The sequence below is a fragment of the Lacticaseibacillus salsurivasis genome (assembly GCF_036246225.1).
In the GTDB taxonomy this organism is placed as follows: Bacteria; Bacillota; Bacilli; order Lactobacillales; family Lactobacillaceae; genus Lacticaseibacillus; species Lacticaseibacillus salsurivasis.
Genome location: NZ_BTTP01000001.1, coordinates 36,145 through 49,117, shown reverse-complemented (window position 1 = coordinate 49,117; position 12,973 = coordinate 36,145). Strand labels below are relative to the sequence as shown.

Genomic DNA, 12,973 nt, shown 5'->3' with positions numbered 1-12,973 from the left:
GCTTAGTCATCCTTTTTTTCCGGTAGCGACTGGCGGCGCGGCATATTCTGCCCTTTGCCATATGAAAACAGTTGCTGCGCTTCTTGAATTTCCTCACGAATTTCGGACATTTCATCATCCAGCAAGGCACTGGCTTCAGCGGCGCGCTTGAGCCGCTCCTTCAAGGCATCAGGAAAGTCGCCTTGATATTTGTAATTCAGGCTGTGCTCGATGGTGGCCCAGAAATTCATCGCCATGGTGCGAATCTGAATTTCAGCCAGCAGCTTCTTTTCGCCTTCGACCATTTGAACGGGGTACTCGATCACCACATGGTAACTGCGATAGCCCGACGGCTTGACGTTGGTAACATAGTCGCGCTCTTCCACGACCTTCATATCCGTGCGCTGGTGAATCAGCTCCACCACCGCGTAAATGTCTTCAACGAATTGGCATTGAATGCGCAGGCCCGCGATGTCTTGCATGTCCTGCTCCAGCAGCTCGTCGGTAATATACCGGCGCGACTGCTTTTCCACAATCGAGTCCACTGGCTTCACCCGGCCGGTGACGATTTCAATCGGGGAATAGGTGCCTGACTGCAGGAATTGACTGCGCATCCCGCGAAATTTAATTTTGAGTTCCTTAACCGCCTGTTCATACGGCATCAAAAACGTTTCCCAATCCCGCTGCATCTTGCCGCCTCCAATTCTAACCTGTTTCATTTTACCATAAAGTCGCGCTCACCTCGCGCTTGTCATTGGAACATAGCGTATACTTAATCCGAGGTGATTTGACCATGAGTATCCAAAGCGAACAAGAATTCAAGACCCTGATCACGCCGGCCCAAAGTGTAGCTATCTTGGCTGCCTTGCCGTTCGCCCCGGCTTTTGACCAAACCAACACGTACTACGACACCCCTGACTTTGCGCTCCGCCAGCAAAACCAAGGCCTGCGTATTCGCCAGTTTGCCACCCGCGCCGAGCAAACCCTGAAGCAGCCCCATGGTGCCAGCCGCCAGCTACTGGAAATCACCGACCCCTTGACGGTGAGCGAAGCCAAGGCGCTGATCAGCGCCAACAGCGTGGCTAATCACGGCCAAATCAAAACGACGCTGGAAGCCGCTGGCATTGCCCCGAGCTCACTGCAACAGTTTGCCGCCGCAGTGACCCGTAGGCGCGTTTCCCATCAACCAGCCGGGCTGGTGACTGTGGATGAGACCCACTACCCAAACGGCCACAGCGATTTTGAGCTGGAACTGGAATACACGACGGACGCGCATGCGTACTGGCAGGCTCTGCTGCAGCAATTCGCCATCACGCCTTCCCCGGTGCAAAACAAGGTGGCCCGGGCGGCCGCCAATGTCAGCAATTCACAAGCACATTAATTGTCATTAATTAGTTTTCTGGTAAAGTGAGGAGTAGAAGCTCATGATGCAAAAACCCTTCTTTTCCGTGCTTCCACTTAAAAACTCTCCGGGAGGACTCACCGTGTTAGAACTTTTCCTATTCATCAATCCAATTGGCACCCGCTGCCGCGAAGCAGAACGCGCGGTTCAGCGTTTGGCAAAAGAACTGACGCAAAAAGTGAAGCTCCGCTTTGTCCCACTCGTGAATTTTACCGTGATTGACCGTTATATGGCCGAACTGGGGCTCGATGCCCATGACCTTGACCTGCGCAACCAGCTGTTCGACACTGCCTACCAAATTGCGGTAGACTACAAGGCCGCCCAATTCCAAGGCAATAAAAAAGCGCGCGCCCTGCTTTTGGCAGAGCAAGCGCCTTTAACTTGCCCCGCCCAAGCTTACGACCCCCAAGTAGCCGCCGAAGCCGTGGCGGCCATTGGCTTTGACGTCGCCGCCTTCAACGAAGACCGGGCCCGCGAAGCGATGCATCAGTGTTTGTGCTCCGATCAAGCCATTGCCCTGGAAATGGCCATCACCACCACCCCGGCGGCGGTGATTTTCGACACCAACAAACCGCAAGAAGGCTTACGGCTTGAGCAACTGCCCTCACTGCACATGCTCAAACGCATCTGTGAAAAATATCTGCTGCAACCAGAACTCCCTGCACCGGAAGCAATGCTGCGGGTGCTCTAGTCATAAAAACCGGATTAGCCTTTGACTAATCCGGTTTTTCATTTGGCCGCAAGTGTTGAAACGCGACAATGCCCCTTTCACTTAGGTATGATAAGTTAAAGTCGTCAACTAAATCCAGGGAGGGATTGCGATGAAAATTGGTGTGCCAAAGGAAATCAAGAACAATGAAAACCGGGTGGGGCTGACCCCCGCCGGCGCGGCGAGTTTGATCAAAGCCGGCCACACGGTGGCAATTGAGCATACCGCCGGCACCACTGCCGGCTATGCCGATGCGCAATACGAAGCGGTGGGCGCGCAGCTGGTCGACGCCGACACCGCCTGGCAAGCGGACTTAGTGATTAAGGTCAAAGAGCCGCTCGCGAGCGAATACCATTATTTCCGTTCAGATTTGATTCTGTACACCTACTTGCACTTGGCCGCTAACAAACCCCTGACGGAAGCCCTGATGGCTGCCGGGGTCACTGCCATTGGTTACGAAACCATGGTTGGCCCTGCCGCTGACTTACCGGCGCTGGCGCCAATGAGTCAAGTGGCTGGCCGCATGGCAGTGTTATTCGGGGCGCAGTATCTCCAAACCCAAAACGGCGGCAAAGGCGTGCTGCTCACCGCCGTGCCTGGGGTGGCCAAAGCCAATGTCGTGATTATCGGTGGCGGTGTGGTCGGCCTGAACGCCGCCAAAACCGCTTTAGGCCTCGGTGCCAATGTCACCGTACTGGATATCAATAGCCACACCCTAGCCCGCATTGACGATCAATTCGGTGGTCAAGTCCAAACCTTGTTCTCCAATGAAGCTAACTTAGCCGCCTCGATCAAAACTGCCGACCTGGTGATTGGGGCAGTGCTTATTCCAGGGGCGGTGGCGCCAAAGCTGGTCTCAGAGCAAATGATTGCCAGCATGACCCCCGGCAGCGTCGTCGTGGATATTCCCATCGACCAAGGCGGCATTTTTGCCACCAGCGATCACGCCACTACCTTTGATGATCCAATTTACCTCAAACACGGGGTGATTCATTACGCCGTGGCCAATGTCCCGGGCGCAGTACCAAAAACCGCGACCGACGCCTTAACTGCAGTCACCACCCCGCTCGCGGTGAAACTCGCCACGCAAGGCCTCACCCAAGCCGCCCAATCCGACCACATGCTGTATACCGGCGTCAACATTTATGCCGGGCAGCTGGTCGAACCCGCAGTCGGGACTAGCCTGAACCTAGCTTATGAGGACTTAGCGAAGCTGCTGTAGTTTCTCGGCCGCCGTCGCATACCAACTTGGCTGCTGGCGCCATTGCCAAAACAGCGGCGTTTCCTGCAGATAGCCTGCCTGTTTTAACACCGCCAGCCACTGCCGCCGCACGGCCTCAAGTACCGCTTGGGCCGGTACCAGTGGTGTGCGGACCTGCGAAAACTGACGCCAAAAAGCCGCTTCGGCGGCTTTTTGAATCGGAGCGGTTTGAAACTGTAGCAACCACCAGGTGCGCAACTGCCACTCTGGCAACACCAGTCCCGGCAAATGCCGCTGCTGCTGATGCACCACCCACGGCGCGCCGGCCACATTCAAGCCTTGCTTAGCCGCCTGGGCTTGCAGTGCCATCACTTTCGGCTCCCGAAAACGCAGCCCTGCTTGAACGGCTTTGGCCTCAGCCACCAGCCGCTCGGCATAATCGAGGCGCCGCTGTTGCACCCGGTTAGACCATTGCAGGCGCTGCTCGATATGATCGGCATGAAGCGTCCACTGAATCAGCACCCCCGCTTGCGGATCCAAGAAAAGCAGTTGAAACCCGCCGGCAGTGTAGCGCAGAAACTTGGCCTGCTTTAACGCCGGCCACCGATCAAAATACCGCGGCCCGGCAATCCAGATTACCACCAAATCCAGCTTCGCATAGCCCGCCGTGCGCTGGGCCAACGCCTCAACGCTAAGCGGACTGCACTGATACTCTAACACCGTGCGTTTGCCATCTCGCAACCACACCACATCCGCCCGCTGCTTAATGGCCGGGTAATAAACCTCTAATTCGCTACGATAACCGAACTGCTCACCCAACGCCGCCAGCCACTGCTTCCCTAACAAATGCGGCAAACTCTCCGGCTCACTCGCCGCACACGGTGGCCCCAAATGATAAAAATGGGCCGGCATCAACGCCCCATTACGAATCCCCACGGGCTGCAAACACGCGGGACACACAAACCGCTCATGGAGCGCTTTAGCCTGCTGATGATCCCGCAACGTCACCAACCGACCATTTTCTGCTTGGGCAACAAACATGCTCCTCACCTCACCCAAACATTACGCAAACTTTATCGCTGAGCACAGGCGTCCATCTCAGTGTCCGTCTGAAGCTTACAGTGAAGCCTCGGTTAGGTTGAGCGTCTTGAGTGAACGAGTGACGAAGCGGGTTTGGCCGTCGAGGCAAAGGGGCGCGGTGGGCCAGCAGCGAAACAGTCTGGACGCGAATAGACTGCGGGCTTTGCAGGCTGTTCCTGTCCAGACTGGGGGCAAATGTGAAACGCCGTTGAGCGTAGCGATGGCGGTTCACATTTGAGGCTGGAGACCGTACTTTGGCTCCAGCCGACCCCGCAGCAGGCCCACCTCGGCCCGCCGCCCCGGCGGCCAAACCCGCGGCAGCGCACAAAAAAACCGCCAACAACATGCTGACGGCTAAAAGGTTACTTATCGATATCAAGCGTGGATGGATCGGATTCTTCCGTTTCCGCCGGCGCTTCATCAGCCTCTGGTTTGGGGAACAGCTTGTCTTGCAACTGCTTGCGCAACTTGTCAGTGACATCCTGATGGGCAATCAGGTAGTTGGCAGCATTGTCGGCCCCTTGCCCAATCCGCTCGCCATCGTAAGAGTACCAAGAACCGCTCTTCTCGACGATTTCGTTATCCACACCCAAGTTGAGCATATCCGCTTCTGGCGAAATCCCGTGGCCATAGCTCATCGTGGTTTCTACCGTCTTGAATGGCGGTGCCACCTTGTTCTTGGTTACTTTGATCTTGGTGATGTTACCCACGACATCCGTGCCGTTTTTAACTTGCTGAGCGCGCCGCACTTCCAGCCGGATGGTGGAATAGAACTTCAAGGCCCGGCCACCAGGCGTGGTTTCGGGGTTGCCGAACATGACGCCGATTTTTTCCCGCAACTGGTTGATGAAAATGACAATCGTTTGCGTCTTGAAAATCGTGGACGTCAGCTTCCGCAGTGCCTGGGACATCATCCGGGCTTGCAGGCCCACATGACTATCGCCAATTTCGCCTTCGATTTCGGCTTGTGGCACCAAAGCGGCGACGGAATCGACGACGACAATGTTAACGGCCCCAGACTGAACCAAGGCATCGGCAATTTCCAACCCTTGCTCACCGGTATCTGGCTGCGACAGCAGTAAGTCATCGATGTTGACGCCTAACGCTTCGGCATACTTAGGATCCAAGGCGTTTTCAGCATCGATATACGCCGCCGTGCCGCCGTTTTTCTGGACACTGGCAACGGCTTGCAGGGCAATAGTGGTTTTCCCTGAACTTTCAGGGCCATAAATCTCGATGACCCGGCCTTTCGGGAAACCACCGACGCCCAGCGCCAAATCCAAAGATAAGATACCGGTGGAAACCACCGCAACATTCGTGAGCGACTTGTCGCCCATCTTCATCACGGCGCCATCACCGAATTGTTTCTTGATCTTCTTCAGCGCCGCATCCAGCGCCTGTTCGCGGGCGCCGCCATCCAGTGAGGTTTGCCCATTCGCAGATTTTTTAGCCATTGTTTTCGTCCTCTCTATCTCGTTGTCTGATTAATTATACACCAAACGAATGTTCGATGCGACCCCTACCAATAATTAAATTCGCAATTACCTGGTATTCACCTTTCATTGTTGCCCGGCTTTTTGCATTGATTCAACATGTGCGTTAAACTGGAACCCAAATTTGGGGGACAAGCAAACGCAGAAAGGATGATTCAATGCGTATCGACACAAGCAAGTACCCAGAAGGCCAAGACGCGGTTGATCCCAAACGGGTCAAACGGTTAAAAATTCTCAGCCGCGTCGCCACCATTACCTGCATTTCCATGTACATCTCTTACATTCCGCAAATCATCGCCAACTTCTCTGGCAATCCAGTTTCACCACTGCAGCCGCTGGTCGCGATGATTAATGCGACGCTCTGGGTCGGCTACGGCTGGTTCAAAACATACAAAGACTGGCCCGTGATTATCTCTAACCTCCCTGGGATTGTTTTTGGGTTCATTACGGTCTTAACCGTCTACATTCACTAAATACAAACGGGCAATCAACGCAGCCGCGCTGATCGCCCGTTTTTTTACTGGATGGGAAGCAACATGGTTTGATCGACTTGCGTCAGCACCGCATGCACTGGGCTGGTGTACTCCTCACCGTCCAATTGAATATGCTCATGTGCGTCGGTGCTGAATTCATAGCGGTTCGCCTTCACATGGCCAAGCTTGCGGTGCTCCGACTTACCACTCAAAATTGCCATCAATACTTGAATCAGCAGCCGCCATTTCTCCTTGCGCACCAAGACAAAACTAAGCTGATGCCAATCTTGAGCACGGTCTGGGAACAAGCGCAGGCCGCCACCTAAAAACGGATGGTTGGTGAATACGCACAGGAAGGTGTTATCAATCGTCACCGGCTGATCGATTTTCACCGTGGACCGGAAGGCTTTCTGGCTCACTACGGCGCGTAAAATGTTGGCGGTGTATGAGAGCTGGCCCAAATGCACCTTGTTCAAGGCCGCTTTGCTGGTGGAATGATTGGTGTCGTACACGATACCGCCATCCACCCCGACGCCGAAGTTGTTCAAAAAGTACAGGGTGCCATATTCCTCAGTTTCCGCCTTACCAATGCGAGCGGCGTGCGGGCGTGCGGTTTTTAACGCCGCCACTGCAGCAAAGGGGTCCAAAGGAATGCCATGGGCCCGGGCGAAATCATTGCCGGTGCCGTTAGGAATGTAACCGACTGGGATATCCCCTTGCCCCAAAGCTTGCAGGCCGTTCACGACATCGTGCAAAGTGCCATCTCCGCCAATCACCACCACCAGCGGCTTGACGCTGGCCGCCTCGACTTTGGCCACCACGGCAGCGACGGCATCGCGGGCATCACCGGGTTGCTTCGTATAAGTGGTGGTGGCGAAGGTATACTGCTCGGCCAAAGCCGTCATTAACGCTGGAATTTGTTTTTTCGTCCGCGCATTGCCGGCATATTCATTAATAATTAATTCGATTTCTTCCACTTCGCACCCCATACTCTAACGACTGATTAAACATTAATGCTTAGATTATAGCAGAAAAATCATCGCCTATCGCAAGTTAAAGTTTCCAATCAAGGCCTAGTTTCTCACTGTGCCACCGCTTGTGGTAAGCTAACGACGGAGATGAGACCATGGCAAAAGCAAAAACCACCATCGTGCAAACCACCAAAGCGCTGGTGGGAACCATGCCGCTAACGCAAATCAACGTCACCACCATCATGAAGCAGGCTGGCTTACGGCGGCAGACCTTTTACGACTATTACCGGGATAAATACGATGTCCTCGGCGACATCTACCGGACCGAGATTGACGCCGATGTCTGGTACTGCGGCGATTACCGGCGCTGGCCGCAAACCGTGCATGCGATGCTCGCGTATTTTGATGCCAACCGGGACTTCTACCGGCAAGCCCTACAACTCGACGAGCAGAATGCGCCGGAAACTTACATCCGTGCTCACCTAGAAGAAATGTGTCGCACCATTTTGCGCGATCTGCAGCACGCCGAGCAACTCGCCTTATCGGCTGACTATCAGCAGTTCCTAGCCGCGGCGCTGGCAGATATGAGTTTGGGTGTGTTGCGTCGGTTCCTGTTGACCGCCCCGGCAGAGCCGGTGGCGGTGGTAGAGCGCAATCTGAGCAGCTTGATTGCCGACAACCTGGCAGGACTCAAAGCCCGCACCGGACACTAGGCTCATTTTGTCCGCTTTGCTTACTTAAAATCAGTGTTACACTCTATTTGTCGTTAAGCAAAACGCAGGTCACCCTGCGTCAAAGGAGTGAAAAATATGAGTCATGTTCTAATTTTAGGCGCTAACGGGCAAATTGCTCGGTTGGCCGAACAGCAGTTGCTGAGCACTACTTCTCATCAGTTGACCTTATTTTTGCGGCACGCGAGCCGCCTGCAGGTCCAAGACCCTAGCCGCGAAACAGTGATTGAAGGCGATGCCACCGACGTTGCCGCCCTCAAAGCGGCGCTGGCGGGAATTGATATTGTGTACGCCAACTTAGGCAACGCCCAGATTGAAAAGCAGGCCCAAAGCGTCGTCGCGGCGATGGACCAGGCCGGCGTCAAGCGCCTGATTTGGATTTCGACATTGGGGATTTACGATGAAGTGCCAGGCAAATTTGGCGCTTGGAACCACGCGCAACTCGATGGCGGTTACCTTGAACCTTACACCGCCGCGGCCAAGGTCATTGAGGATTCCGATTTGGCCTACACCATTATTCGGCCGGCTTGGCTGTCCAATAAGGATATTGTCAGCTACGAAATCACGCACCGTCATGATGTCTTCAAAGGCACCGAGGTTTCGCGTAAGAGTATCGCCGATGTGGTCGTCAAGCTCATTGATGATCCCTCAAAGGCCCAACGTGATTCGCTGGGGGTCAACCAGCCCAATACCGATGGCGACAAACCATCATTTTATTAACTTTAAAGCAACCGTTGTCGCCGGGCAGCGGTTTTTTTGTAGGCAAGACAAGTTACTTGACCCCTCTTTTGGTTGCAGTAAACTAGCAGCTACCCACTGACTAAGGAGGTCCAGTCCATGACCAAGCCTGATTACACCACGCTCCTGCCTGGCGCGCTGCTCGCCGCGACCGCAGGGAGCTTAGACGGATACACCTTTTTACATCAAGGCGCCGTGTTTGCTGGCCTGCAAACCGGTAACTTAATTTTGCTCGGCGTCCATGTTGGCGGCGGACAGTGGGCTGAGGCCGCCCATTACGCCGGGGCGCTGTTGACGTTCATGTTCGGCACGGCGGTGGCGCGAGGCATTCAGCACCGCTATCCTAGCACCGCCCAGTTGGACCGAGGGACCTTGATCTTGTTTTATGAGCTACTGTTGATTAGTCTGGCCCTGCTGGTGACGCAGCTTGGTTCTCAGCCCCTGGTCACTTGGCTTTTAGCGGCGGCCGCGGCGGCGCAACTCCAAGAATTTCGCTCGCTCCATGGCGCACCATTCACGTCCCTCATGATGACCGGGAATCTGCGCTTATTGGTTGAATCAGGCTACGATTGGCTACTCAAGCGGGAGCAACAAGCAAAAAGTCGCACCATGGATATCCTAGTCATTTTACTTAGCTTTGCGGTTGGTGCCGCAGCTGTGCAGGGCTTATCGTTCATCCTCGGCCGCAGTGCCCTGGTTTTGGCTCTGGCGAGTTTAATGCTGGTCATCGCCACCGGCCACCGAAAAAAAGTTTGAGCGGCCTCTTTTCAAACCGCACCGAAGATGCTAAAGTAAGTCCAACATTAAAAAACGAAAAGAAAGTTCAGTAACCGCAGTTGCTCTGCCAGTGAGTCGAGGCCAGTGGAAACTCGATCAGACCCCAACTGCGGCGAATAACCCTTTCTTATGTTGCTACCCCAAATGGCTGCGGCCAAAGTAGGCGTAGCCGTGACCGGCCCGTTACCATCCGGAAACGCATGTTAGTGCGTATTGAGGTGGTCTATTTTAGATAGGCAACTTGGGTGGTACCGCGAAAAGTCTTTCGTCCCTTGCTTAAGAGGACGAAGGGCTTTTTTTGTGGCCATCCCTGCTGGCTGTTGTGATTTTAAAAAGGAGTGCATTGATATGACTTTAATAATTCCAGACCACTATGATCCAAAGCTTTCAGTCAAAGAGACGGAAGCGGCCATTCGCTACATCCGGGAAACCTTCCAAGATGAATTCGGCCAGCAAATGGGCCTGCAGCGGATGTCGGCCCCAATGATGGTGGAACAAGCCACCGGGCTCAATGACAACTTGAATGGGGTGGAAAAGCCGGTCAGTTTCACCATGCAAGCCCTGCCTGGAGAGCAGCTCGAAATTGTGCATTCCTTGGCCAAGTGGAAGCGCATGGCCCTTTATCGTTACGGCTTCAAACTACACGAAGGCCTCTACACCAACATGAACGCCATTCGTAAGGATGAGGACCTCGACAACTTTCACTCCATCTATGTCGATCAATGGGACTGGGAAAAAATCATCACCAAAGAAGAACGCACTGAAGCGACGCTAAAGGCCACCGTTCGCCAAATCTTCAAGGTCATCAAGCACATGGAAGATGAAGTTTGGTACAAATATCCCCAAGCCGTTCATCACTTGCCCAACGAGATTCACTTCCACACCACGCAGGAGCTGGAAGACCGCTGGCCCGACAAGACCCCACAAGAGCGGGAAGCTTTGATTTGCCAAGAAGACGGGGCTGTTTTTCTGATGCAAATTGGCGGCCTACTCAAATCTGGACAACGCCATGACGGCCGGGCCCCTGACTACGACGACTGGACCTTAAACGGTGATCTCCTGTTCTGGTACGAACCACTTCACCATGTGATGGAACTGTCCAGCATGGGTATCCGTGTCGACGAGGCGGCGATGCGCCGGCAACTCAAAGCCGCGCATGCCGAAGACCGGGCGCACCTACCGTTCCATGAGCTGCTGCTGGCTGGCAAGCTACCTTACACCATTGGCGGCGGCATTGGGCAATCCCGACTGTGCATGTTGCTGCTCGGCAAGGCGCATGTCGGCGAAGTCCAAGCCAGCGTCTGGCCGCAAGCCACGCTTGATGCTTGTCAGGCAGCAGGCATTCAGATTCTCTAGTTTGGCATATGAAAAGGCTGCTTCGATTGGCGAAGCAGCCTTTTTGCATGGATGCAGTTAAACCCTCATTGCGGAATCAGGACGCGATCATACGTCAACAGCCGGGCCCGGAAGCCATCATGTTCGTCGAAATGCAAAGCGTTTACCGCCACATTTTGCGGTGCGGCTAAGGCTTCCGGCGACAGATGCAAGGCGGCAGCGACTAAGGCGCGAATCGTCATACCGTGGCTCACCGCCAGCACCGAATCAGATGGCGCTTTGCGTTGCAGCATCGCGAGAAAATCCATGGCGCGAACGGTCAATTCGGCATAGCTTTCAGCATGCGGGGCATGCTTGCTGAAGTTGGCATTGAACATGCCATGATAATCGAAGCTATCTGGGAATTGATGCCGGAACGGTTCCGGATCAAGCCCTTCCCAATCGCCGAAGCCCATTTCCACCAGCCGCGGATCCTCATGTAACGGCATATGCTCGCCTGTCAGCAGCGCTGCCGTTTGCTTGGCGCGGGTCATCGTGCTCGTATAAACCACATCGAACCGCTGCCAATCAAAAGCGCCAGCACACTGCTTGGCATAGGCAATGCCCGCCTCAGACAGGGGCACATCATCACCGTTGCCTGAGATGCGTTCCTGGTGATTGGACACGCTGATGCTGTGGCGCACAAGTACAAGTTCCATTAAGTCATCCCTCCATTTGTAAGCAGTTTCAGGATACCATACTTTGCTTGCGCCGCGCCGGCTTAATCTTGGTCGGCCCCGGCTTTATCGACGAGTTCTGGATGGGCGGCTTGAAAATCCTTCCAAGTACTCATCGAAGTCGTGATGAACTTGTTGGTGTTCACGTCCAGCAAGGTAACTTTAGTGCGGCGCGTCAAAAATAGCGCAAACGCCCCGGCACTGGCCACCGCAATAATCAGGAGCCACCACCAGGCGGTAAACAGCATGACGGCCAAATCAACAATGATGATGCCGGCGGTGAGTTGAAACGCCTTTTGGGTCTCGGCGCCGGCTTGCTGCGAATAATGATGTGTGGGGTCTAATTCGGTCATGTTACCCTCCTACTCTAAATACAATTCGCGAAGCGTCGTTATTTGCCGGTTCGACAAGGCCAACGCCTCGCTCAGGTATTGCTGCATACTGCCGTAAGTCTCGTGAATCGCCGCTAGCGCCGCATCAAGATATTCCGGATACACCACCCAAATATCATGCATCCCCTGCAACATGTTGGCATTGCCGCCGGCGCGCTTGGCTTGATCGATTACTTCCGCCACAGCTTGCGACATGTACTGATTAGTCGCCAGGTAATCCTTGCGAATCGTGGCTTCATCCACACCCAGCGCTGAGAGCAAATACACCGCGCCCATCCCGGTCCGGTCTTTACCGGCAGTGCAATGGAATAAGAGCGCATCTTTGTCATTGGCCAACACCAAGTCAAAAAACTGACGGTAAGCCTTTTGGGCGGCATCACTTAACACAATATCGCGATACGTTCGCAGCATATTGTGATACCCAGCCTGGCCATCCAGCGCGAAAGCCTTTTGCTCTTCAGCCCAGGACTTGGACACTTGCGTTTTGTCTTCGCTGAACACCGGATCGAATACGTAACGGGCCGAGCCTGGCAGGCGATCAGGTTTGGCACTGCGCTCATCTTGCGTCCGAAAGTCGACATCAACGCGTACGCCGTATTGATGCAAAAAATCAATATCGCGCTGCGAAAGGCGATCCAAACTGCCGGAGCGAATCAGCCGGCGTGCCTGGATGCGCTTGCCATCGGTGGTCGGATAACCGCCTAAATCACGAAAATTATAGCCATGGTGAATATTCAGGAGCATCGGTTCCACTTGATCACTTCATTTCTATTGTTGTCTTAACATTGTAGCGCAGATTCGGACAAAAGTCGTTAGCCGTCAGCCCGACTTGGTTGCGCTTACGCCTTAATGTCTAGCCGCTGGTCGGTGATGGCCATGGCTGGCAGTACCGCTTAACCACCCCGACCAATCCCGCCTGCCAGCGGCCTTGACTAGCCTCAAGGCCGGGTCAAGGCTATAATGGACGTATTCCAAT

15 protein-coding genes are annotated in these 12,973 nt (G+C 54.3%); 8 read left to right on the top strand and 7 right to left on the bottom strand.

The features are described 5' to 3' along the window. Window positions 1-2: 2 nt before the first annotated feature. A complete protein-coding gene (yjbM, locus tag AAA927_RS00250; protein ID WP_125581247.1) occupies window positions 3-668 on the bottom strand; it encodes a GTP diphosphokinase in 666 nt (221 codons plus the stop codon). A 104-nt stretch (window positions 669-772) separates the two neighbouring features. Here yjbM and AAA927_RS00245 point away from each other — a divergent pair, with 104 nt between their 5' ends. From AAA927_RS00245 to ald, 3 genes are all read left to right on the top strand, one after another. Continuing rightward, the gene (locus tag AAA927_RS00245) at window positions 773-1,360 is read left to right on the top strand and encodes a CYTH domain-containing protein (protein WP_338214603.1); all 588 of its coding nucleotides are present in this window, start codon (window positions 773-775) and stop codon (window positions 1,358-1,360) included. A gap of 103 nt (window positions 1,361-1,463) precedes the next feature. After that, complete coding sequence (locus tag AAA927_RS00240) at window positions 1,464-2,072, top strand: DsbA family protein (RefSeq protein ID WP_338214601.1); 609 nt, start codon at window positions 1,464-1,466, stop codon at window positions 2,070-2,072. Between the two features lie 130 nt (window positions 2,073-2,202). Continuing rightward, complete coding sequence (gene ald / locus AAA927_RS00235) at window positions 2,203-3,312, top strand: alanine dehydrogenase (protein ID WP_338214599.1); 1,110 nt, start codon at window positions 2,203-2,205, stop codon at window positions 3,310-3,312. Here the strand turns inward: ald and AAA927_RS00230 are convergent. Then, entirely contained in the window at window positions 3,295-4,332 is a 1,038-nt protein-coding gene (locus tag AAA927_RS00230) for a competence protein CoiA (protein ID WP_338214597.1), read from the bottom strand. The two genes, ald and AAA927_RS00230, sit on opposite strands and share 18 nt — an antisense overlap. Window positions 4,333-4,733: 401 nt before the next feature. Beyond that, window positions 4,734-5,825 carry a recombinase RecA gene (recA, locus tag AAA927_RS00225; protein WP_338214595.1) on the bottom strand — a complete coding sequence of 364 codons (1,092 nt, stop codon included), beginning with the start codon at window positions 5,823-5,825 and terminating at the stop codon, window positions 4,734-4,736. A 197-nt stretch (window positions 5,826-6,022) separates the two neighbouring features. Between recA and AAA927_RS00220 the strand changes: the two genes are divergently transcribed. After that, window positions 6,023-6,337, top strand: coding sequence for a SemiSWEET family transporter (locus tag AAA927_RS00220; protein ID WP_125581259.1), 315 nt, complete (start codon window positions 6,023-6,025; stop codon window positions 6,335-6,337). Between the two features lie 44 nt (window positions 6,338-6,381). Here AAA927_RS00220 and AAA927_RS00215 read toward each other — a convergent pair whose 3' ends face one another. Then, window positions 6,382-7,314, bottom strand: coding sequence for a diacylglycerol/lipid kinase family protein (locus AAA927_RS00215; protein WP_338214594.1), 933 nt, complete (start codon window positions 7,312-7,314; stop codon window positions 6,382-6,384). Window positions 7,315-7,463: 149 nt separating this feature from the next. Between AAA927_RS00215 and AAA927_RS00210 the strand changes: the two genes are divergently transcribed. The 4 genes from AAA927_RS00210 to asnA all read left to right on the top strand — a co-directional run bounded on the left by AAA927_RS00210 (window position 7,464) and on the right by asnA (window position 10,910). Further along, entirely contained in the window at window positions 7,464-8,021 is a 558-nt protein-coding gene (locus tag AAA927_RS00210) for a TetR/AcrR family transcriptional regulator C-terminal domain-containing protein (RefSeq protein ID WP_338214593.1), read from the top strand. Between the two features lie 96 nt (window positions 8,022-8,117). Then, the gene (locus AAA927_RS00205) at window positions 8,118-8,759 is read left to right on the top strand and encodes an SDR family oxidoreductase (protein WP_338214592.1); all 642 of its coding nucleotides are present in this window, start codon (window positions 8,118-8,120) and stop codon (window positions 8,757-8,759) included. Window positions 8,760-8,876: 117 nt separating this feature from the next. Beyond that, on the top strand, window positions 8,877-9,533 hold the full coding sequence (locus AAA927_RS00200) for a YoaK family protein (RefSeq protein ID WP_338214591.1): 657 nt from the start codon (window positions 8,877-8,879) through the stop codon (window positions 9,531-9,533). A 369-nt stretch (window positions 9,534-9,902) separates the two neighbouring features. Beyond that, window positions 9,903-10,910, top strand: a complete 1,008-nt coding sequence (asnA, locus tag AAA927_RS00195) for an aspartate--ammonia ligase (RefSeq protein WP_338214590.1) — start codon at window positions 9,903-9,905, stop codon at window positions 10,908-10,910. 65 nt (window positions 10,911-10,975) lie between these two features. On the opposite strand, the gene AAA927_RS00190 is transcribed toward asnA, so the two are convergent. From AAA927_RS00190 to AAA927_RS00180, 3 genes are all read right to left on the bottom strand, one after another. Continuing rightward, window positions 10,976-11,587, bottom strand: coding sequence for a histidine phosphatase family protein (locus AAA927_RS00190; protein ID WP_338214589.1), 612 nt, complete (start codon window positions 11,585-11,587; stop codon window positions 10,976-10,978). 62 nt (window positions 11,588-11,649) lie between these two features. Next, the gene (locus tag AAA927_RS00185) at window positions 11,650-11,958 is read right to left on the bottom strand and encodes a hypothetical protein (RefSeq protein ID WP_338214587.1); all 309 of its coding nucleotides are present in this window, start codon (window positions 11,956-11,958) and stop codon (window positions 11,650-11,652) included. 9 nt (window positions 11,959-11,967) lie between these two features. Next, window positions 11,968-12,750, bottom strand: a complete 783-nt coding sequence (locus AAA927_RS00180) for a tyrosine-protein phosphatase (RefSeq protein ID WP_338214585.1) — start codon at window positions 12,748-12,750, stop codon at window positions 11,968-11,970. Window positions 12,751-12,973 lie beyond the last annotated feature (223 nt).

What these genes read in the sequence shown, in the direction of transcription:
- AAA927_RS00200 (WP_338214591.1), top strand. Translation starts at nt 8,877, where the DNA reads ATGACCAAGCCTGATTACACCACGCTCCTGCCTGGCGCGCTGCTCGCC.
- AAA927_RS00230 (WP_338214597.1), bottom strand. Translation starts at nt 4,332, where the DNA reads ATGTTTGTTGCCCAAGCAGAAAATGGTCGGTTGGTGACGTTGCGGGAT.
- AAA927_RS00185 (WP_338214587.1), bottom strand. Translation starts at nt 11,958, where the DNA reads ATGACCGAATTAGACCCCACACATCATTATTCGCAGCAAGCCGGCGCC.
- AAA927_RS00220 (WP_125581259.1), top strand. Translation starts at nt 6,023, where the DNA reads ATGCGTATCGACACAAGCAAGTACCCAGAAGGCCAAGACGCGGTTGAT.
- AAA927_RS00190 (WP_338214589.1), bottom strand. Translation starts at nt 11,587, where the DNA reads ATGGAACTTGTACTTGTGCGCCACAGCATCAGCGTGTCCAATCACCAG.
- yjbM (WP_125581247.1), bottom strand. Translation starts at nt 668, where the DNA reads ATGCAGCGGGATTGGGAAACGTTTTTGATGCCGTATGAACAGGCGGTT.
- ald (WP_338214599.1), top strand. Translation starts at nt 2,203, where the DNA reads ATGAAAATTGGTGTGCCAAAGGAAATCAAGAACAATGAAAACCGGGTG.
- AAA927_RS00245 (WP_338214603.1), top strand. Translation starts at nt 773, where the DNA reads ATGAGTATCCAAAGCGAACAAGAATTCAAGACCCTGATCACGCCGGCC.
- recA (WP_338214595.1), bottom strand. Translation starts at nt 5,825, where the DNA reads ATGGCTAAAAAATCTGCGAATGGGCAAACCTCACTGGATGGCGGCGCC.
- AAA927_RS00205 (WP_338214592.1), top strand. Translation starts at nt 8,118, where the DNA reads ATGAGTCATGTTCTAATTTTAGGCGCTAACGGGCAAATTGCTCGGTTG.
- AAA927_RS00210 (WP_338214593.1), top strand. Translation starts at nt 7,464, where the DNA reads ATGGCAAAAGCAAAAACCACCATCGTGCAAACCACCAAAGCGCTGGTG.
- asnA (WP_338214590.1), top strand. Translation starts at nt 9,903, where the DNA reads ATGACTTTAATAATTCCAGACCACTATGATCCAAAGCTTTCAGTCAAA.